This is a genomic window from Rhizobium sp. Root1334, assembly GCF_001426665.1.
GTDB lineage: Bacteria > Pseudomonadota > Alphaproteobacteria > Rhizobiales > Rhizobiaceae > Pararhizobium.
On record NZ_LMEY01000001.1, the window covers coordinates 16,207 to 35,333 of the forward strand.

Sequence of the window (19,127 nt, forward strand, 5' to 3'; positions counted from 1 at the left end):
AACGCCCTGGCGGCGCTGCGGACCTGCTCTGGCACACTACCCCGCGAGAATTGCCAGAAGCAGCAACGCGACGATGTTGGTGATCTTGATCGCCGGGTTGACGGCCGGACCTGCGGTGTCCTTATAGGGATCGCCAACCGTATCGCCGGTCACGGATGCCTTGTGGGCTTCCGAACCCTTCAAGTGGCGTGTGCCGTCCTTGTCGACGAAACCGTCTTCAAAGCTCTTCTTGGCATTGTCCCACGCGCCGCCGCCCGAGGTCATCGAGATGGCGACGAAGATGCCGTTGACGATGACACCGAGAAGCGATGCGCCGAGCGCTGCAAAGGCGGAGGCCTTGGAGCCGGAGATCAACAGCACACCGAAGTAGACGACGACCGGCGCCAGCACCGGCAGCAGCGACGGCACGATCATTTCGCGGATCGCCGCCTTGGTCAGCATGTCGACAGCGCGGCCATAGTCCGGCCGGTCCTTGCCTTCCATGATGCCCGGTTTTTCACGGAACTGGCGGCGGACTTCCTCCACCACGGCGCCCGCCGCACGCCCGACTGCCGTCATGGCGATACCGCCGAACAGGTAGGGGATGAGACCACCGAAGATCAGGCCGGCGACAACGTAAGGATTGGACAGATCAAACGAGATCGTTCCGATATCGGCGAAGTAGGGGTACTTGTCGCCGTTGGCGGCAAAGTATTTTAGGTCATTCGAATAGGCCGCAAACAATACCAGGGCGCCGAGACCGGCCGAACCGATCGCATACCCCTTGGTCACCGCCTTGGTGGTATTGCCGACCGCATCGAGCGCGTCGGTCGATTTGCGGACCTCCGGGGGAAGTCCAGCCATTTCGGCAATGCCGCCGGCATTGTCGGTAACCGGACCGAAGGCATCAAGCGCGACAATCATCCCGGCAATACCGAGCATGGCGGTCACGGCGATCCCGGTGCCGAACAAGCCCGCCAACTGGTAGGTGGCAACAATGCCGCCGACGATGACGATGGCCGGAAGTGCGGTCGATTCCAGCGACACGGCAAGACCCTGGATAACGTTGGTGCCGTGGCCACTGACGGAGGCCTGGGCAATCGAATTGACCGGCCGCTTGTTGGTGCCGGTATAGTATTCGGTGATCACCACGATCAGCGCGGTGACGACGAGGCCGAGAATACCGCAGATGAACAGGTTGGTGCCGGTAATGTCCTGACCGCCAACGGTGCCGATCGAGCCCCAGCCGATAGTCAGCGAGGTGGCTGCACCCAGACCGATGATCGACAGGAGGCCGGTGACAATCAGGCCCTTGTAGAGCGCGCCCATGATCGACCCATTAGAGCCGAGCTTGACGAAAAAGGCACCGATGATCGAGGTGATGATGCAGGCACCGCAGATGGCGAGCGGATAGGACATGACCAGCGCGAGATTGGCCCCACCGGCAAAGAAGATCGCCGCAAGAACCATGGTGGCGACGATCGAGACGGCATAGGTCTCGAACAGGTCGGCAGCCATGCCGGCGCAGTCGCCGACGTTGTCACCAACGTTGTCGGCGATGGTGGCCGGATTGCGTGGGTCGTCTTCGGGGATACCCGCTTCCACCTTGCCGACGAGATCGCCGCCGACATCGGCCCCCTTGGTAAAGATGCCGCCGCCGAGACGGGCAAAGATCGAGATCAGTGACGCGCCGAAACCGAGTGACACCAGCGCATCGATGACTTCACGCGACCCTTCGGCATGACCAAGGCCCGCCGTCAAAATGAGGTAGTAGATGGTGACGCCGAGCAATGCCAGACCTGCGACCAGCATGCCGGTGATCGCACCGGACTTGAAGGCGATATCAAGGCCTGCCGCAAGGCTGATGGAGGATGCCTGCGCGGTGCGGACGTTGGCGCGGACCGAAACGTGCATGCCGATGAAACCGGCCACCCCCGACAGGACTGCACCGATCAGGAAGCCGATGGCGGCTGTCGCAGAGAGAAGAATCCAGGCACCGGCAAAGACGACGGCACCGACAATGGCAATGGTCATATATTGACGTGTGAGATAGGCCTGCGCCCCCTCGCGTATGAAGCCTGCAATCTCTTGCATGCGGGCATTGCCCTGATCGGCAGACAGCACCGATTGCGTCGCCCAGATGGCATAGACCACCGAAAGCAACCCGCATGCGATAACGCCCAGAAGTATGGTCATTTCGCGATTTCCTCCATTTAGCCTGCAGGCTCACTCCGTTCCGCAGGCCCCCAAAAAGCGCAGCAGACCAAGCCTCCTCTTCAAGCATGGGCCGCATACGTGGCCGCAGAGTGCGGTGGCGAATCGGGATCGTCAAGCCGCCACAATCGGAAAAACCCACGTTTTTCGGTATGTTGGCGGTGGCTTACAGGTATGGAATACGGCTTTGGGAGATAAATCTCAGATTGTGCGCCGCCTTTCGGCGACAAACAGCGAAATGAGCAGCAAAAGGCAGAATGCCGTCACCGGCCAGACGGCAGCGCTCAGCATGTCCCAGCCATAGGCCGTCAGCACCTTGCCGGAACCAAAAGAGGCAAGCGCCACCGCGGTAAACAGGATGATATCGTGAAAGCCCTGCACCTTGTCGGCTTCCTGCGGCCGGTAGCTGGAGGCGACAATCGCCGTTGAACCGATGAAACCGAAGTTCCACCCGGCGCCAAGCAGGATCAGAGCACCCCAGAAATTCCACAGCGCAATTCCCGCATGCGCCACCAGCGCACACAACATCAGAATGACGAGGCCGGCGGCAACAACCCTCTCGGCGCCGTAGCGGCTGACCAGCATGCCGGTGAAGAAGCTGGGGGCAAACATCGCCAGCACGTGCCATTGGATGCCGAGCGTCGCCAGATCCTGCGAAAAACCACAGCCGACGACCATGGCGATCGGCGCGCCGGTCATCATGAAGGTCATCAGCGCATAGGTGGAGATGCCGCAGATCATGCCGGTGAGAAAACGCTGGTTGAGCACAATCTCGCGCAATGGCCGGACGGGACCGGCGGCAGTGCTGCCTGCGGCAGGACGGGGATCCGGCAGGCGCAGAAACGCAAGCACGGCAATCGCTACCAGGCAGGTGGGAACGAGCGCGATGAAGGCACCGGCAAAGAATACCGGCGCCAGCGCATCCTTGGTCAGGATGACCAGCTGCGGCCCGAGCACGGCCGAAACCATGCCACCGGCCAGAATCCAGGAAATCGCCCTTGGCTTGTAGAAGCGTGGAGATGCGTCGGCCGCGGCAAAGCGCAGTTTTTGGGTAAAGCCGCCAGCAATGCCGGAAATGCACAGACCGAGTGCAAACAGCCAGAAATCGCTTTGAAACAGCGCATAGGCGGCGACCAGCCCACCGCCTGCACCCAGAAGAGCGCCAACCATGAAGGCTGCCGTGCGGCCGAGCAATCGGGACATGATGGCGACGAAAACGGCACCGAGGGCGACGCCGACGTTGAAACCGGTCAGCGGCGCTGTTGCCAGCGACTTGTCGGCGCCGAGCAGCTGATAGCCGGCGACGCCGCCGACGGAAAAGACGATCGGGCCGATGGTGCCAAGAATGGCCTGGGCTGCCGTCAGCAGATAGACATTGCGGCGGGCGCCGCGCAGTTCATGATCCATGCCCTGCATCTCGCCTACCTGCACTGTCATTGCGTGACCTTACTTCTTGACGTCAGTTCTGATTGTGCGAGCGATCCGGTCGAGCACGGCGTTGACGAGCTTGGGCTCATCCTCTTCGAAGAACGCCTTGGCGATCTCGACATATTCGGTGACGATGACCGCGACCGGAACATCCTTGCGCTCGCGCAGTTCGAACGTGCCGGCACGCAGGATGGCGCGAACAGTCGAATCGAGACGCGACAGCGCCCAGTCGTCCTGCAGGGCCGTGCCGATCAATGGATCGAGCAGGCGCTGGTCGCGCACGACACCGGCAACGATCGAGCGAAACCAGGAGGCATCCGCCTTCAGATAGGTATCGCCGTCGATTTCCTGGCCGAGCCGGTGGGCTTCGTATTCGGCGACGATCTCGAGCACGCCAGTGCCGCCGACATCCATCTGGTACAGTGCCTGGACGGCGGCAAGACGGGCCGCTCCACGCTGGTTTGCCTGCTTGATCGGCTGGTCGGCCGGCGGGTTGGTAGGAGTGTCGCTCACTGTTCGCCGCCCAGCTTGATCTTCAGGTCGATCATGGTCAGCGCTGCACGGGCGGCAAAGCCCCCCTTGTCGCCTTCGCTCTTCTTCGCGCGGGCCCAGGCCTGCGCGTCGTTTTCAACGGTCAGGATGCCGTTGCCGATGGCAAGGCTTTCGCTGACGGCAAGATCCATCAGAGCGCGCGAGGATTCGTTCGAAACGATGTCGAAGTGGTAGGTCTCGCCACGAATGACCATGCCGAGTGCGACGAAACCATCATACTCGGTGCCGCCGTTATCGATGCCATCAAGAGCCATGGCGATCGCGGCCGGTATCTCCAGCGCGCCGGGAACGGTCACGACATCATAGGTCGCACCGGCATCCTTGAGCGCCGATGTGGCGCCGTCGAGCAAAGCATCAGCCATATCGTCATAGAAACGCGCTTCCACAATCAGGATATGTGGTTTTTCGGTATCGGACATTTGTCACCTGTCTGAAATTGGGGGCCGGACATCTCCAGCGCAGGCGGCGGTCAAACCACGCTCTAGCCCCGTTGGCAAGCATTTTTCGCTGCAGGGGTGGATTTGGCGAGGCGTTTGATGATCGTTCCATGCACAACAGCTGAAATTGCCGCCATCTTTTCAATCCGATGGCGTCTCTATACAAGTTTTGCCGAGGTGGAGAAAAACATGACAAAGATGCAGAAACCCGTGATCAACCCGGCCGAACTCGACCTCGAGCATTGGCAGGAAGGCACGTTCTTTGAATCCCGCGACGCCGCCTTCGGCGCCCAACTTGGCCTCAAGGATCTCGGAATAGGTTATAGTGAAGTTCCACCCGGGAAATCCGGTTGTCCGTTCCACAATCACCATATCGAAGAAGAGTTGTTCGTCATCTTGAGCGGCGAAGGTGAATACCGCTTCGGGCCGGATCGCTACCCTGTCAAACCCGGCGACGTGCTCGGCGCTCCCGCCGGCGGGCCGGAGACCGCCCATCACCTGATCAATACCGGCACCGCCCCCCTCACCTACTTGTCCATTTCGGCCAATGCGAAGGCAGAGATCGTCGAATATCCGGATTCCGGCAAGTTCCTGGCCAAATCGCGCGCAACACCCGGCGGCAAGGCCGTCTTCCGTTTCGTTGGACGCAAGGAAAGCGAAACCGATTATTGGGACGGCGAACCGGGAATCTGATCGAATAGCGAAATCAACATTTCAAACGGACTGAACAGCCTCATGCACAGCGTCCCCACCATCGAAACCGAACGCCTGATCCTTCGCCCCTATCGCCGCGATGACTTTCCAGCTTACGCCGCGCTCTTTGCCGATGCTGAAGTCACCCGCTTCGTCGGCGGCATCCCGTTTTCACGTGAGCAGGCCTGGACCCGCTTTCTGCGCCAGGTCGGCATGTGGCACTATTTTGGTTTCGGCTTTCTGGTCTTGCAGGACCGCGCAACCGGCCAGTTCATTGGCGAGGCCGGTTTTCACGATCTGCACCGTGGAATCAGCCCTTCGGTCGAAGGTACGATGGAAACGGGCTGGGCGCTGTCGCCGCGCTCCCATGGCCAGGGCCTCGCAACAGAAGCAGTCAGCGCGGCCCTGAAATGGGGCGATCAGCAATTTCCATCGCTAAAGAAGACCTGCATCATCGATATCGGCAACCTCCCATCGCTGAGAGTAGCCTCAAAACTGCAATTCAAGGAAACCGGACGGACAACCTATCACGGAGCAAATGTGATTTTGCTGGAGCGGTGACGTTCTGCGCAACGTTGCCGCAACGGCAAAATAGGCCACCAATGCCGCAGAATGACCTGATCCACTCCCGGACATCCGGGGTGGATCAGAATTGACATCGGTCCAGCCAGTTACTCGGCTTTCGGCGCCGGGAACTCTGCCAGCCGTGCGGCATAGCGGGCCATCGTATCGACTTCGAAATTGACGAAATCACCGGCCTTACGCTGCCCCCAGGTCGTCACATCAAGCGAATGACGGATGAGCAGCACGTCGAAATCCGTGCCGTTGACGGCATTCACCGTCAAGGATGTGCCATCAAGCCCGATAGAGCCCTTCGCCGCCACGAATTTCGCCAGATGTTCCGGCGCACGCAAGCGAAACCGGGTGGCCTCACCTTCCGCCTCGACGGAGAGAATTTCGGCTTTGCCATCGACATGGCCTGACACCATGTGACCGCCCAGTTCGTCGCCGATCTTCAGCGACCGCTCCAGATTGATCTTCTGGTTCGCGGTCCAGGACGAAATCGTCGTCAACCGCAGCGCCTCTTCCCACGCCTCGACCTCGAACCAGCGGCCATTGGCGCCCTCTTCCGGCAGCGTCGTAACTGTCAGGCAGACGCCGGAACAGGCAATCGAGGCGCCGATATCGATGCCCTTGGGATCATAGGCCGTGGCAATACGCAGCTTGATACCCTCGTCGAGGGGCGTAATGGTTTCGACGGTGCCGATATCGGTGATAATGCCGGTAAACATCAGAGGGTTCTTTCGTATTCGTAGGTGTCGAGGAGGTCGTCGCCAAAGGTATCTGTCCGCCGGTGAACGAAGCCCACCGGGATCAGCTTCCGGTCAAGTGGGGATGGTACCCCCTCCTCGCCAAGGGTCAGCGGCGCGGTAAACAGCAGAATCCGGTCAACCAGCCCGTCATTGAGGAATTGCTGTGCCGTCCTGGCGCCACCTTCAACCAGAAGCGAGGACACACCTCGCGTTGCCAGAGCGGCGAGCAGATCGGCCGGCGCCGTCGGATCGCAGACAACGACCTCCGCACCGGCGGCTTCCAGTGCCTGCTGACGTTCTGAAAAAGCGACCGATCCATCGCTTTGGCCGGTAACGATCAGGACCGGCACGCTGCGGGCCGTCTGCGCCAACTTCGAGGTGACCGGCAGGTTGAGATCGCCATCGATGACGATGCGGAGTGGCGAGCGGTGCTCCAGCCCGGCGATACGGGAGGTCAATTCCGGATCGTCGGCAATCGCCGTGCCGATACCGACAAGGATGGCGTCGGTCTCGGCGCGCAGCCGGTGGACGATCTCCCGCGCCGGGGCGCCGGTGATCGGGACCTGCCCCTGCCCCTTTATACCGATCATGCCATCGGCCGAAACGGCAAGCTTCAGAGTCACATACGGCCGGTTGCTGCGCTTGCGCATGAGGTAACCCTCAAGCTCGCGCTCGCCCTCGTCTTCCAGCACACCGGTGACAACCTCGATACCGGCATCGCGGAGCATATCGATGCCGTGGCCCGAGACGCGCTCGTCAGGATCAACCACGGCGACGACGACCCGGGCAACGCCGGCAGCAATCAGCGCATCGGCGCAGGGCGGGGTCTTGCCGTGGTGGGAACAGGGTTCGAGCGTCACGTAGGCGGTAGCGCCGCGTGCCAGCGGCCCGGCATTGGCCAACGCCTGTGTTTCCGCATGCGGCCTGCCGCTCAGCGCCGTGACGGCACTGCCGACGATCTTTGCGCCATCGCCGTCATTGCGGACAATGATGCAGCCGACAGACGGGTTGGAGCCGGTGGCACCGAGATGTTGGTGTGCGAGGCGCAGCGCCTCCGCCATGAACCGCTTGTCTTCCGCCGCGTCTGCCATATCGATGCCCATCCCCAACCCTGAAACGTCAAACGCCGCCCTTTCGGGCGGCGCCAAGTCTTGGCGTCGATCAGGCGCCGGGATCCCGGGCAATCTTGGCGCTGATCTCGGCGATCACCTTTTCGAAATCATCCGCATGGGAGAAATCGCGGTAGACAGAGGCGTAGCGCACGAAGGCCACGTCATCGAGGCCTTTCAAGGCTTCGAGTACCTGCAGGCCGATTTCCTCGGACGGAATTTCCGTTTCGCCCGAACTTTCGAGGCGCCGGACAATGCCCGACACCGCCCGCTCGATCCGGTCGCGGTCTATCGGCCGCTTGCGCAGCGCGATCTCGAACGACCTGAGCAACTTGTCGCGGTCGAACGGCGCCTTGCGGCCGGTCTTCTTCAGGATCATCAGTTCCCGAAGCTGCACCCGCTCGAAGGTCGTGAAACGGCCACCGCAATCCGGGCAGATGCGCCGGCGGCGGATGGCGGCGCCGTCCTCCGCAGGACGGCTGTCCTTCACCTGGCTGTCTTCCGATCCACAATAAGGGCAGCGCATTCGGGTTCCTTGACGAGAGCTGAAAGATTACATGTAGGGATACATCGGGAAACGGTCGGTCAGCTTGACCACCTTTTCACGCACACCGGCTTCGACCGTGGCATTGCCTTCGTCGGAATTGGCGACCTTCAGACCATCGAGCACTTCGACGATCAGGTTGCCGATTTCGCGGAAGTCGGCTTCCTTGAAACCGCGTGTCGTACCGGCCGGGGTGCCGAGGCGAATACCCGAGGTAACGAACGGCTTTTCCGGGTCGAACGGGATGCCGTTCTTGTTGCAGGTGATGTAGCCGCGGCCAAGCGCTGCTTCCGCCCGCTTGCCGGTGGCGTTCTTCTTGCGAAGGTCAACCAGCATCAGGTGGTTATCAGTGCCGCCCGAGACGATATCGAGTCCGCCGGCCACCAGCGTTTCCGACAGAGCCTTGGCGTTCTTGACGATCTGGGCCGCATAATCCTGGAATTCCGGCTGCAGCGCTTCGCCGAAGGCAACGGCCTTGGCAGCGATGATGTGCATCAGCGGACCGCCCTGCAGGCCCGGGAAGACCGCCGAGTTGAACTTCTTTGCCAGATCCTCGTCATTGGTGAGGATGACGCCGCCACGCGGGCCGCGCAGCGACTTGTGCGTGGTGGTGGTGGCAACATGGCAATGCGGGAACGGCGACGGGTGCTGGTTACCGGCAACGAGGCCGGCAATGTGCGCCATGTCGACCATCAGGTAGGCGCCGACTTCATCAGCGATCTCGCGGAAGCGCTTCCAGTCCCAAATGCGCGAATAGGCAGTGCCACCGGCGATGATCAGCTTGGGCTTATGTGTGCGGGCCTTTTCGGCAACTGCGTCCATGTCGAGCAGGTTGTCGCCTTCGCGTACGCCGTAGGAGACGACGTTGAACCACTTGCCGGACATGTTGACCGGCGAACCATGCGTCAGGTGACCGCCCGAGTTGAGATCGAGGCCCATGAAGGTGTCGCCCGGCTGCAAGAGCGCCAGGAACACGGCCTGGTTCATCTGCGAACCGGAGTTCGGCTGAACGTTGGCGAAATTGACACCGAACAGCTTCTTGGCACGCTCGATGGCGAGTTCTTCGGCGATATCGACGAACTGGCAGCCGCCGTAGTAGCGCTTGCCCGGATAGCCTTCGGCATATTTGTTCGTCATGATCGAACCCTGCGCTTCCAGAACGGCGCGCGAGACGATGTTTTCAGAGGCGATCAGCTCGATCTCGTGGCGCTGGCGGCCCAGTTCCTTACCGATCGCACCGAAAATTTCCGGATCGGTGTCGGCAAGCGTACGGGTGAAGAAAACATCGGGATTGACGGCTGAAACGCTCATTGTGAAAGCTCCTCGAGAGACTGTGGCACGGTGTTTATCGTCCTCGCATGGCAAGGGCAATATGGGCTATGCGATTTGCGCCATTTCCCCCATCTGCAGCGCCGGGAATGCGGTTGGGATCGGCAACGAAAAAGGCCGCGTCCCCTTTCAAAGGGACGCGGCCTCGGTGTTATTCAATGCAGACCGGCTTATTGCGGCAGGTTGTCGCGCTCGACGGAACCGGCGGCCTGCTCGATGCCGGTGGTGGTCTGCAGCGCCAGTTCCTGCTCGCCATCCATCTCGTAGATGTCGTCGCGGAACTGAACGATGCCGTCGGTTGCCGCCCAGGCGGTGATGTACTTGAAATAGACCGGAACCTCGACTGCGAGCTTGATCGGAGAGTTCTGACCCGAGCGGATCGTTGCCTCGATCTGCTGGCGCGACCAGCCGGGCGTGTCGCGCAGCAACCAGGTCGTCAGGTCACGCACGTTCTGGACGCGCACGCAGCCGGAGGATTCGAAGCGGGCGAGCTTGTTGAACAGGCCCTGCTGCGGCGTGTCGTGCATGTACTCGTTGTTCGGGTTGTGGAAGTTGATCTTCGTCGACGCCATGGCGTTGGTCTTGCCCGGATCCTGGCGGAACGTCAGGTTCGGCGCCTTCTCGGCATTCCAGTCGATCGTTTCCGGGGAAACCTCGTTGCCCTTGCCATCGATCAGACGGATGGAATTCTTCTTCAGATACTCCGGATCCTTGCGCATCAGGGGAACGATGTCCTTCTCGACGATCGAGCGCGGAGACGTCCAATAGGGGTTGATGATGACTTCGTAGATCTTCGAATTGATGATGTGGGTCTGGCGGCTGATGCGGCCAACAACGGCTGTATGGCGGGTCGCAACGCGGCCATTTTCGACGGCTTCGATGTAGGCTGCCGGAATATTGACCAGAACGTAACGCTCGCCGAGATCGCCGGACATCGACTGGAGGCGGACGATGTTGGTGTTCAGCTGACCGAGGCGCACGTCGGCGGCAATATTCAGCGCCTTGATGGAATACTCGCCAAGCACGCCGTCGGCCGGCAGGCCATGGCGCGCCTGGAAACGCTTGACCGCGCCATCAACATAGCTGTCGAATGAATTGGAAATGCCGGCGGATTGCGGCAGATCGCCCGAAATGATCAGGCGCTGGCGCAGAGCCTGCACGGAGGGATCGACAACGCCCATTTCCAGGCGAACCGACGAATTGACCTGCGGCCAGCCCCCGGCCGAAACGATCTGCTGGTACTGGCCAACGGCGTTCTGGGTATTGGCAAGTGTGTTCATACCGAAGATCGGCGAGTTCGACACGACCGCCGTGGCGCTGCGCGAAGCTTTGGCGTCGAACTGGTCATCCCAGGCGCCGCGGCGCGGTGCATTGATGATCTCGTCGAGCGCGTCCTGCGCAAAAGCGCCACCGGCGAATGTCGCAGCACCAAATGCTGCGGCCGAGGCCAGGAAGCCACGGCGAGAGACTGCATCAATTCCGGTTTTTTTCGTCATAGTTCCTACCATCCAATGCTGCGAAGCAAACCGCAGAGCTATCATGAATACGGTTAACAAACGTAAACTATACTTGCCGTTCCCTACGCCCAGTTCACATTTGTGAGAGTGCGAACGCAACGTGCGGCCAGTCACCGTTGGGCAACAGAAGCAACGCAAGGGCCGCATTTTCGTATCTCGTCGCTGTCACAGTAATATGGCCAATTCGTGTCGCCTTGCATGGATCCGAGCAGAGGAAAGGACACGCTTCAACAGCGCTGATTTTAGGCAACACCACCGGTGCACGGCCCGCAGCTCACGGAAATCCTTGAGCCGGACAGAGCATAACGCGGCGCAACCGGCCACACCAAAATACAATCTTAGAGTTTAAATTTATTTGCAACAAACACTTTACGTTGAAAAACAGATGTGAGTTAATGAGCCTTAAATCACCATGCCTTTGCTTCCCGGGGGATATGCAAAATGGTTCTGGCTTTTCGGCTCTACGGCAATTTTCATTGGCCGCCACACCCGAAGATCGACGCGCTTCCAGCCCGGACCCGCGACGGGGTTGTCGAAATCCACTACCTCGAAAAGGGGGCGGCCGGGACCTTCCGGCCCGCGCTGCGATGGACGCCTCGCGAACAGTTTTCTCAGTCAGGCTCTCCTCCAGAAATCACAGAAAACCTCTTTGATCTCACAGTCAAAGACGCCGTTGATCGGTTCAAAGACGATCAGGATTACGCAATCTGGATCGACGCCGGAAAACAAACCACCGATACGGACTGGCTGGCATTTCGTGGCGCATTTCTGATCGAGCAGTACCGGGCGTCCAATGCTCTAGCGGAAGCAACGCTCGATCTGCGATGGCCGCTGGTGCGGTCCTGCGCCTATGCACCAGGCCACACGGTCTTTTCCGGATTGGACGTCGGACGCCGAGGCGGTCCACGCTATTGCCTGAACCTGCACTTGCCGTTGCCCGCCCGCCGCACGACGCTCTTGTCCGGCAGTCAGGCAGATCCCAGCGCGTTTCCGTTCTGCGTAGTCTATGAGCCCGGCAAAAAAAGTTCATTCGAGAGGATTCTTAATTTTACCACCCTCGTCGGCGGCTGGATCGAAGGTGATTCCGTCGACACCTCGGCCGCGCCGGTATCGGGCACCTCTTTCGTGTTTAGCGATGGCAAGTATCCGGCAGACGCCTCTCTTGGATCGTTCGGATTTTCGGCACGCGGGCAACCCGGCCAGGGTGAATTCGCCGTCTATGATGGCAAGCAAAAATCGGCAACGATCGACGCCGCCAAATTCTGGCCGGAAAATTCGCGGCCATTCACCCAGGATATTCTAGCCCGTTTCGGTTTTTCGATCGATCCCGCTTCGACCAAATGGCCACGCCTGAAGGCCGGCGGCACAACCGCCGATCTCAGCCTTCGCTTTGGAAAGAACAAATCGGACGCGAGAAAACCCGTCTTCACCTACCGTATCGCCGTTTCAGCCAGCGATGGCGATCCAACCTCTGCCGACGATATCACGAGGAGCGGTGACGCCCTCAGCCTGCGGCTTTCGAAGGAGACGGGCGGCTGGGTCAAGACCGCCAGCGCGCTATATGCCGATTGCAGACTGTCATGGGACATAGGCGACGGCGATATCTGGAGCAAAGAGGCCCGGCGCTGGTCTCCGAAGGTTGATCTCAGCTTTCACTGGAAAAACAACATCCCGGCCGGTGAAAATTTCGGCGGCAGTCCGGCAGCGGAGGCAGATCTCGATTTTGGCCTGCTACGCCATGCGGCGCATACGTTCAGGCAAACCCGCGAGGCGCTGGCGCCGGTCGAGGCCGCCCAGCCGCGCTCCGTGCTTCCCGACCTACAAGCGGATGGCAAACAGACGGTCTGCTTCTCTCTATACGGCCCATCCCTGGAGGCGCGTTTCATCACCAATGGCACAGAAACGGAGCCCGATACCGGACTGCTTGCCTGGGGACGCGCCCTTCGAACAGGCGCACCGGAAACGCCGTTTATCCGGCCACGGCTGCGGCTGTCGTTGGCTCAGATGGCCGACCTCATCCCCGGTTCGGACGACACGGCGGGACTTGTAGACAACACGCTCAGGCTGATTGCCAGTAACCTGACATTCTTCAATGAGCAAAAACCTGCGGCAAAGATCAATCTGACCCTCTCGGGCGATGGGGGGTGGGCGGCGGCCGGAAGCGACGAAATCGCCAACGAACCCTTCTTTGCGTCTTATGTTGTGGAAACCCTACCGGCTGGCACCGCATGGTCCGGGCGCCTTTCCTCGCTGGCATTCGATCTGAGCCCGGTTAAGGGACCGCTGCCGGCCAAACCCGACGATTTGACCCTGACCTATCTGCGCGCCGGTGGTTCTGGTACGCGCCAAGGGAATAGCGATGGCGCTCCTCCTCTCGACCTGAAATCCGGCCGGATCGCCGCCTCGATCCACCTGGTTCTCCCCGTTACCAATGTCAAGCCGGTCAGCATCGACGTTTCACGGTTGGACCGGTCGGGGCGCACAGCGCCACTTCTCATCCCCCAGAAAGCTGCCCCTGGCACGCAAGGCGGCCCCTCCGGCTACCGTTATTGGCTGAGCGTCCGCGAGACCGTCGCGCCGACACTGGACCGGCGGATCGAAGCCGATATCTATGAAAGCGCGCCTGACGCGGGTGAACAGAGCTATGTGGTGCTATCGCAGGAACCGTTTTCGCTGTTCCGCTACAGCCACCGGCCGCTTAGCGACCGCGGTGATGCCGGCTCGGCATCGGTCGCCTATTATTCCGGCGATGACCGGATCTGGCAGTATCGCAAGGTTGCCGATTACTACCATTATATCCTGCCAGCGCAGGCAGTCGCCGAGAGTGCCGACAAACCGCGCCGCCTGGAAATCCACGACTTAAAGGACACCGATGCAACGGACCCCTCCGACGCCTGGCGGCCCTATGCCGTGGGAGCGGACACCGGCGAAGACAAGACCGGTATGAAACGCCGCGCGGTGGAATTCCGCCTGACCCCTTCGACCGAATTCTGGATAAGTCCGAGCGACGTCGAGCGGGGCTATTTCATGCCGGAATCCAGCAGCCATGACATTTTTCGCCAGCGCGGCGAGCATGGCCTGGGTGCCGCACTAACCTTCTTGCGCGGCGAATTTCTCTACGGCCTTTCGGTAGGCATCGACGTCTCGAGAGGAGACGCGATGTCGCGCCAGGCGCGGGTCGCCGAGATCGAAGCCCTGACCGGCAAGATGACAGGCCCGACCCGGAATGCGGATGCCGCAAATGACCTCGAGGCACGGTGGAATGCACTTTGCCGCGCCATCGACCGACGGCCGGAACGGCTGGAAATCTGGGCACGGGATCCAGATTCGACCATCGATTTTACCCCTGCCCGTTTTGCCAGCGGCGTCACCTATGCCCTGCGCGGTACAGCACTTCACCGCCCGCCTTTGGCGAAGCTGGAAAAGCCAGAGGACCACGCGCTTTGGCCGAAGGCCGGCCCATCGAGACCTCTCAACGGGTATCTGGACGAGACGAGCAGACAGGACCTCAGCAAGCCGCGTAGCCATCCGCAGGGCCTGAGTGGCGGCGCCCTATGGCCGGTCGAGTCCGTCAACCTTTTCAACCATCTGCTGGAAAGACCGGAGTCGAGCGGCGGTACGATCGAAGCCATCGCCCTCTCGCCAACCGGCGGCGACGCGGCACAGACTGCTGCCTTTCTCGGCGGTATCGTTACCATCATCAGCGAAACCCGCAACGGCCATGTGGAGCGGCAGAAGGTGGAAGTGCTCGGCCGCATCGGCGCTTTCTGGCACCGGGCAAAACATGTCGTTGTCTACGAACGCAGCGTCAACGCCTCCGCGCAGTTTGCCCCGAAATTCGTGGAGGACCAGCAGCGCACCCGTTCCCGCCGGCCGATCCTGCGCAAGGTGGCGGAATATATCGAACTGCTGGAGCCCGAGCGCAGCTATCCGGACTTCGCCGAAGCTGCCCCCCGCTGCGCCGGCTTCCTGGAGCGGCTGCGTTTCAACTCGAAAATCATCAATGTCGACAGCGCCTGGAGCAGTGAGGTCGGTGATTTTGGCTGGAAGATCCCGCTATGGAACATGCTGAGTGCCCGCGAGCGGCCGCAGGTCTACCCCATGCCGGATATCGCCTTTGTCAGCACAGCCGAAGGTGACGGCGATAATCCCGTGGTCTCGCAGGAATGCCTCGATACAGACAACCTGTACTTCTTCTCCGACTTCAAACAGGACACAAGCAACACCAATGGCTGGCGGCCGTATCTCGACATCGATTATGCCAACATGCCCATTGCCAAGGAGATCGCCGCTTGCGCCGACCCGAAGCCGGACGGTGCATCCAACGCTGGTCATCGCCGCCGCGCAGTAAGCCGTGTCCTGCCCGGCGTGCGCCGCTTCACCTGGCGGCTCGCGCCTGCCGCCCAAAAAACGACGATCAATGCCGGCCGGGCCGGAAAGCCCGTCTATGTCGGCCTCGACAGCATCAGCTTCATGCGCGCCGTACACACAGCCAAGGAGCAACAGACATTACGGCCTGAACTGATCGCGGTGATGGGAAACGCCGGCATCCTGCGCAACCCCGAAGATGTGGAGAAGCTGAAAAAGATAGAATCGCTCGCCTATTGGCAGGCCGATGGAACAGGCGCTCTCCTTCCAGCGGCAGCCGAATATTCCGGGGCGATCGGCAATCTGCTCGATCGCATCAGGGCGAAAGACAGGACCGGCGTCGAAGCCGCATTGAAGGATTTCCAGGAAAAATGGACTTCAGGCGGTCTCATCGAACAGCTCCGGCAAGCAATCCCGCAGGCTGCCGGTGACGGCGCAAGCGTGCTTGTCAAGCTAAAGCTGCTCGACAAGACCATCGACGATGGCCAAACGCACTGCGCCAGGCTGAAATCAGAGGCAGCTGGGATGATCCGGCGCAAAGAGATGCTGCTTGCCACCGCCATGTCCGACTGGGCCGCCGATATCGAACACCGTCTGCCGGCGCTTGTCATTGATGGAAAACCGATCACGACGAAGACGCTTTTGATCGAGGCGCTGACCGGCCTTATCACGGAACATCTGCGCCCAATCTTCGCCGAAGCGTCTCAGGATGTCGGCAATGCCGGACAAAGTGTTGAAAAGGCCAAATCCATCCTTGCCGGTGTCGATATGGAGATCGAAGCGATCCATGCGCGTGCTCGGCAGCGGCTCGAACAGTTTTCCGCCGGTTATGACCGTGAAAAACCCTGGTCGGCGGAACGGCGCCGCGCTTTCTCTTCCGGCTTGCAAGCCACAGTCAGCAATGTCGCTGGCGATATCACTGCTGCCGTGGACGAAGCCCGCCAACGTTTCGCCGCCGAACTGTCTGGAACGGGCCAAGCGATCGGCGGCCATCTGGCAAAATCGCTGACCCAGCTTGCCCACCTCGCGGACACCAAAATTGCAGGCGCGGGGATCGTCAAGGACAGTATCTCCCGGCTGCTTGCGCCGCTGACCTTGGCGATAGACGCCCTGTCTCCGGCCGCAGGATCAGGCCAACTCGATACAGCCATAGCCGCCATTACCACGATCAGCGACCAGATCAAGGCCGAGCCGGGCATCGACAAAAAGCTGGGCGACGATGCCATTCAGGCGCTGGATGCGTTGCAGGAAGCCGCCGATCAGGCGAAATCGATAATCCCGGAAACCCGCGTGCTTCTGGCCAATGCAAACACGTTGACGGACGAGACGCTCGCGGAATTTGCCGCGATCATAGCCAATTTAACAGCCCAAGCATCGTCTCTCGTTAAAACGCTTTCCGACAAAACCGACGGCATAGTGGCCCTTGCGACAGCTTTTCTGGAAAACGGTTTTGAAGCAATTGCAGCGGCATTGTCCAAGCTATGGTCAGATATCGCTGCGACTGCGAAGCTTCTCTCAGGATGGCTCGACGGTAAGCTTTTTGAAAATCGCCATGCCGGTCGATTTTCTGGTGGCAGCAACCGTTGACCACCTGGACACAACCATCGAAGCCCTCGCCGGCCATCTGCAAAAGACCCTTGCTGGAACCGCGTCCGTCATCGTTGACATCGAGAATGGGTTCAAGGCGGCCCAGCAAGCTTTGGCGCCGGAAAGGCTGCTCGAAACTGTCGTCTGCGACAAGGCGATCACGCCGGCGCTTCAACTCCTGCTGGCCCCGATCGACGAAAACCTTACGGCGTCAGACATTTTGCCGGCAATTCATGACCGGCTGACCGAATTGAGCCCTGCTGCGGTAACGGTCATCCGGACGATCAATGCCGACACGCTGGGAGCACTCGACGCGGTAACTGCCGCGTGTACCGCAGTGTTTGAAGGCGTCGACGATTCCAGGGATTACCTGTCCCATATTGCCAACGGCTTCAGTCCATATGTCGATGGAAAGCTCGAAGCCGTGCGAGCGCAATATACCCCGCTGGTGGAGCGCATCACCCAGTCGCTCGATGAACTGGAGACGGCGGCGCAGCCGCTGATCGATGCCGTCAACGCTTTTGACTGTTCATTGCGCAGCCTGCACAATAATCTGTCCCGCTCGGTGGAAACGGCGCGGATGTATGGCGACCGGGTGTTTGATGCCGCCAGCCGCCTGACCAGCGGCGGCGCCATGGCACTGCCGTCAAACCTGCTCAAGCTCTATTCCGCGGTCAGTTCGGCGCCCGAAATCGCTGCTTTGAAAGCCGATATCGACCGCATCCGCTCCGGCTTCGACGATATCAGCGACGTCATCGACACGACCGAGGCCAGCGCCCTGTTCAACCGGCTTGGCGACGAGTTGAAGGCGCTCGGCTTCGACATGGCCTTCGACAAGATTGCCGACAGGCTTCAGCCGAAAGGCTTGACGCTCGCCAACTTCGCCGGGCTGAACCTCGATCATCTTTTCAAGGGGCAGCCACTGGGGACCAGCCTCCAGGAGGGAGTCCGCGCCAGCCATGATTTCGACAAGGCCCAAGGCCGGGCCTGGGTGCAGATCGATATCGACGCCCGGATCCGTGGGCGCCGGACATTGTTTTCACTGGGCGTCTTTCAGGTCGACTTCATCGACATGCATCTGACCGGCCGGGTCAGGCTTGAAGCGTCCAAGGACGAGGACAGGGTGACCCAGACGGGCTTCAGCCGCATCGAGACGACGATTGATCTTATCGCCGGTGGACAGTCGATGGTGAAATTCGAACAGTTCGGGCTGAATTTTACACGGGAAAAGGGTCTGAATGTCGAATTCGACCCGAAAAACATCCGTTTGAACCCCGCGTTCAAGTTCATCCAGGATTTTCTCTCTACGTTGTTTCCGGACGAGGCGGGTGGGCTGAAGATCATCAAGCAGGACAATATTCCTGTCGGTGTTGAGCATGATTTCGTTATCCCGCCGATGACGCTGAATTTCGGCACCAGCGGCGTCTCCAACATTTGCATCGAGAACCACTTCCAGCTGCTCGCCTTTCCGGACTTCCTGCTCGCCAACCGCTTCAACCTGTCGAGCATCGAGCGGCCCTTCATCTTCTCCATCTTCGTCATCGGCGGCACCGGCTATATCCAGATCGACGCGGAATACAGGCCCTTCGACGGCCGCCTGATGGTCTGCGTCGAGGCAGGTGCCGGCGGCTCCGCAGCCCTTGCCTTCGCGGCCGGACCGTTTGTCGGCCAGGTATTCATCACGCTCTCGGGCGTCATGACTTATCGCAAGATGATCGGACAATCCGGCGGCGGGCTTGCGCTGTCCGTCGTGGTGGTGATCGCCGGTCACGTCGAGGTCTGCGGCATGGTCTCGGTCGGTATCACGCTGATGCTGCGCCTGAGTTACCGCGAGAATGGCGAGGTCAATGGCCAGGGCAGTTTGGCGGTGAGCATCCGCATCTCCCGCTTCTTCACGATCAGCGCCCACGCCAACGTCAATTACACGCTGCGCGGCGGCAAGTCGGAAACCTCGGTCAGCACCGGCGTCAGCGGCGAGGTCAACGACACCAAACTCCAAGACAAAATTGACAAGGCCAAACAGGCCGTCGAGCAACTTCAGAAGGCGAGCAACTAGT

At 60.5% G+C, this 19,127-nt stretch carries 13 protein-coding genes; 4 read left to right on the plus strand and 9 right to left on the minus strand.

All coding sequences use genetic code 11. The features are described 5' to 3' along the window. Positions 1 to 36: 36 nt before the first annotated feature. From ASD36_RS00110 to ribH, 4 genes are all read right to left on the minus strand, one after another. The gene (locus tag ASD36_RS00110) at positions 37 to 2,175 is read right to left on the minus strand and encodes a sodium-translocating pyrophosphatase (RefSeq protein WP_060508659.1); all 2,139 of its coding nucleotides are present in this window, start codon (positions 2,173 to 2,175) and stop codon (positions 37 to 39) included. 219 nt (positions 2,176 to 2,394) lie between these two features. After that, positions 2,395 to 3,600: an MFS transporter gene (locus ASD36_RS00115; protein WP_060502235.1), complete on the minus strand. Its 1,206-nt coding sequence runs from the start codon at positions 3,598 to 3,600 to the stop codon at positions 2,395 to 2,397. 39 nt (positions 3,601 to 3,639) lie between these two features. Further along, positions 3,640 to 4,134, minus strand: coding sequence for a transcription antitermination factor NusB (nusB, locus tag ASD36_RS00120; RefSeq protein WP_037107532.1), 495 nt, complete (start codon positions 4,132 to 4,134; stop codon positions 3,640 to 3,642). Next, entirely contained in the window at positions 4,131 to 4,592 is a 462-nt protein-coding gene (gene ribH / locus ASD36_RS00125) for a 6,7-dimethyl-8-ribityllumazine synthase (RefSeq protein ID WP_037107528.1), read from the minus strand. Before ribH ends, nusB begins: the two co-directional genes overlap by 4 nt. 207 nt (positions 4,593 to 4,799) lie before the next feature. Between ribH and ASD36_RS00130 the strand changes: the two genes are divergently transcribed. Next, complete coding sequence (locus ASD36_RS00130; protein ID WP_060508770.1) at positions 4,800 to 5,303, plus strand: cupin domain-containing protein; 504 nt, start codon at positions 4,800 to 4,802, stop codon at positions 5,301 to 5,303. 42 nt (positions 5,304 to 5,345) lie between these two features. Continuing rightward, positions 5,346 to 5,864: a GNAT family N-acetyltransferase gene (locus tag ASD36_RS00135; RefSeq protein WP_060502180.1), complete on the plus strand. Its 519-nt coding sequence runs from the start codon at positions 5,346 to 5,348 to the stop codon at positions 5,862 to 5,864. A 110-nt stretch (positions 5,865 to 5,974) separates the two neighbouring features. Here ASD36_RS00135 and ASD36_RS00140 read toward each other — a convergent pair whose 3' ends face one another. From ASD36_RS00140 to ASD36_RS00160, 5 genes are all read right to left on the minus strand, one after another. Next, entirely contained in the window at positions 5,975 to 6,595 is a 621-nt protein-coding gene (locus tag ASD36_RS00140; RefSeq protein ID WP_060508661.1) for a riboflavin synthase, read from the minus strand. Next, complete coding sequence (gene ribD, locus ASD36_RS00145) at positions 6,595 to 7,707, minus strand: bifunctional diaminohydroxyphosphoribosylaminopyrimidine deaminase/5-amino-6-(5-phosphoribosylamino)uracil reductase RibD (protein ID WP_060508772.1); 1,113 nt, start codon at positions 7,705 to 7,707, stop codon at positions 6,595 to 6,597. Before ribD ends, ASD36_RS00140 begins: the two co-directional genes overlap by 1 nt. 70 nt (positions 7,708 to 7,777) lie before the next feature. Further along, complete coding sequence (gene nrdR / locus ASD36_RS00150) at positions 7,778 to 8,251, minus strand: transcriptional regulator NrdR (protein WP_037107514.1); 474 nt, start codon at positions 8,249 to 8,251, stop codon at positions 7,778 to 7,780. 27 nt (positions 8,252 to 8,278) lie between these two features. Then, positions 8,279 to 9,580 (minus strand): serine hydroxymethyltransferase, encoded by a 1,302-nt coding sequence (glyA, locus tag ASD36_RS00155; RefSeq protein WP_060502182.1) that lies wholly within the window; start codon positions 9,578 to 9,580, stop codon positions 8,279 to 8,281. 188 nt (positions 9,581 to 9,768) lie between these two features. Further along, the gene (locus ASD36_RS00160) at positions 9,769 to 11,094 is read right to left on the minus strand and encodes a L,D-transpeptidase family protein (RefSeq protein WP_060502183.1); all 1,326 of its coding nucleotides are present in this window, start codon (positions 11,092 to 11,094) and stop codon (positions 9,769 to 9,771) included. 462 nt (positions 11,095 to 11,556) lie between these two features. Between ASD36_RS00160 and ASD36_RS00165 the strand changes: the two genes are divergently transcribed. Together ASD36_RS00165 and ASD36_RS00170 are read left to right on the plus strand one after the other, a co-directional pair. Then, positions 11,557 to 17,070 carry a hypothetical protein gene (locus ASD36_RS00165; RefSeq protein ID WP_060502184.1) on the plus strand — a complete coding sequence of 1,838 codons (5,514 nt, stop codon included), beginning with the start codon at positions 11,557 to 11,559 and terminating at the stop codon, positions 17,068 to 17,070. Then, positions 17,036 to 19,126 carry a hypothetical protein gene (locus ASD36_RS00170; RefSeq protein ID WP_060502185.1) on the plus strand — a complete coding sequence of 697 codons (2,091 nt, stop codon included), beginning with the start codon at positions 17,036 to 17,038 and terminating at the stop codon, positions 19,124 to 19,126. The genes ASD36_RS00165 and ASD36_RS00170 overlap by 35 nt, the downstream gene beginning before the upstream one ends. The last annotated feature ends 1 nt before the right edge of the window (position 19,127 follow it).

Bases quoted from the DNA above. Each gene is read 5' to 3' on its own strand.
- ASD36_RS00110 (WP_060508659.1), bottom strand. From the start codon at position 2,175: ATGACCATACTTCTGGGCGTTATCGCATGCGGGTTGCTTTCGGTGGTC.
- ASD36_RS00115 (WP_060502235.1), bottom strand. From the start codon at position 3,600: ATGGATCATGAACTGCGCGGCGCCCGCCGCAATGTCTATCTGCTGACG.
- ribH (WP_037107528.1), bottom strand. From the start codon at position 4,592: ATGTCCGATACCGAAAAACCACATATCCTGATTGTGGAAGCGCGTTTC.
- ASD36_RS00130 (WP_060508770.1), top strand. From the start codon at position 4,800: ATGACAAAGATGCAGAAACCCGTGATCAACCCGGCCGAACTCGACCTC.
- ASD36_RS00135 (WP_060502180.1), top strand. From the start codon at position 5,346: ATGCACAGCGTCCCCACCATCGAAACCGAACGCCTGATCCTTCGCCCC.
- ASD36_RS00140 (WP_060508661.1), bottom strand. From the start codon at position 6,595: ATGTTTACCGGCATTATCACCGATATCGGCACCGTCGAAACCATTACG.
- ribD (WP_060508772.1), bottom strand. From the start codon at position 7,707: ATGGCAGACGCGGCGGAAGACAAGCGGTTCATGGCGGAGGCGCTGCGC.
- nrdR (WP_037107514.1), bottom strand. From the start codon at position 8,251: ATGCGCTGCCCTTATTGTGGATCGGAAGACAGCCAGGTGAAGGACAGC.
- glyA (WP_060502182.1), bottom strand. From the start codon at position 9,580: ATGAGCGTTTCAGCCGTCAATCCCGATGTTTTCTTCACCCGTACGCTT.
- ASD36_RS00160 (WP_060502183.1), bottom strand. From the start codon at position 11,094: ATGACGAAAAAAACCGGAATTGATGCAGTCTCTCGCCGTGGCTTCCTG.
- ASD36_RS00165 (WP_060502184.1), top strand. From the start codon at position 11,557: ATGGTTCTGGCTTTTCGGCTCTACGGCAATTTTCATTGGCCGCCACAC.
- ASD36_RS00170 (WP_060502185.1), top strand. From the start codon at position 17,036: ATGCCGGTCGATTTTCTGGTGGCAGCAACCGTTGACCACCTGGACACA.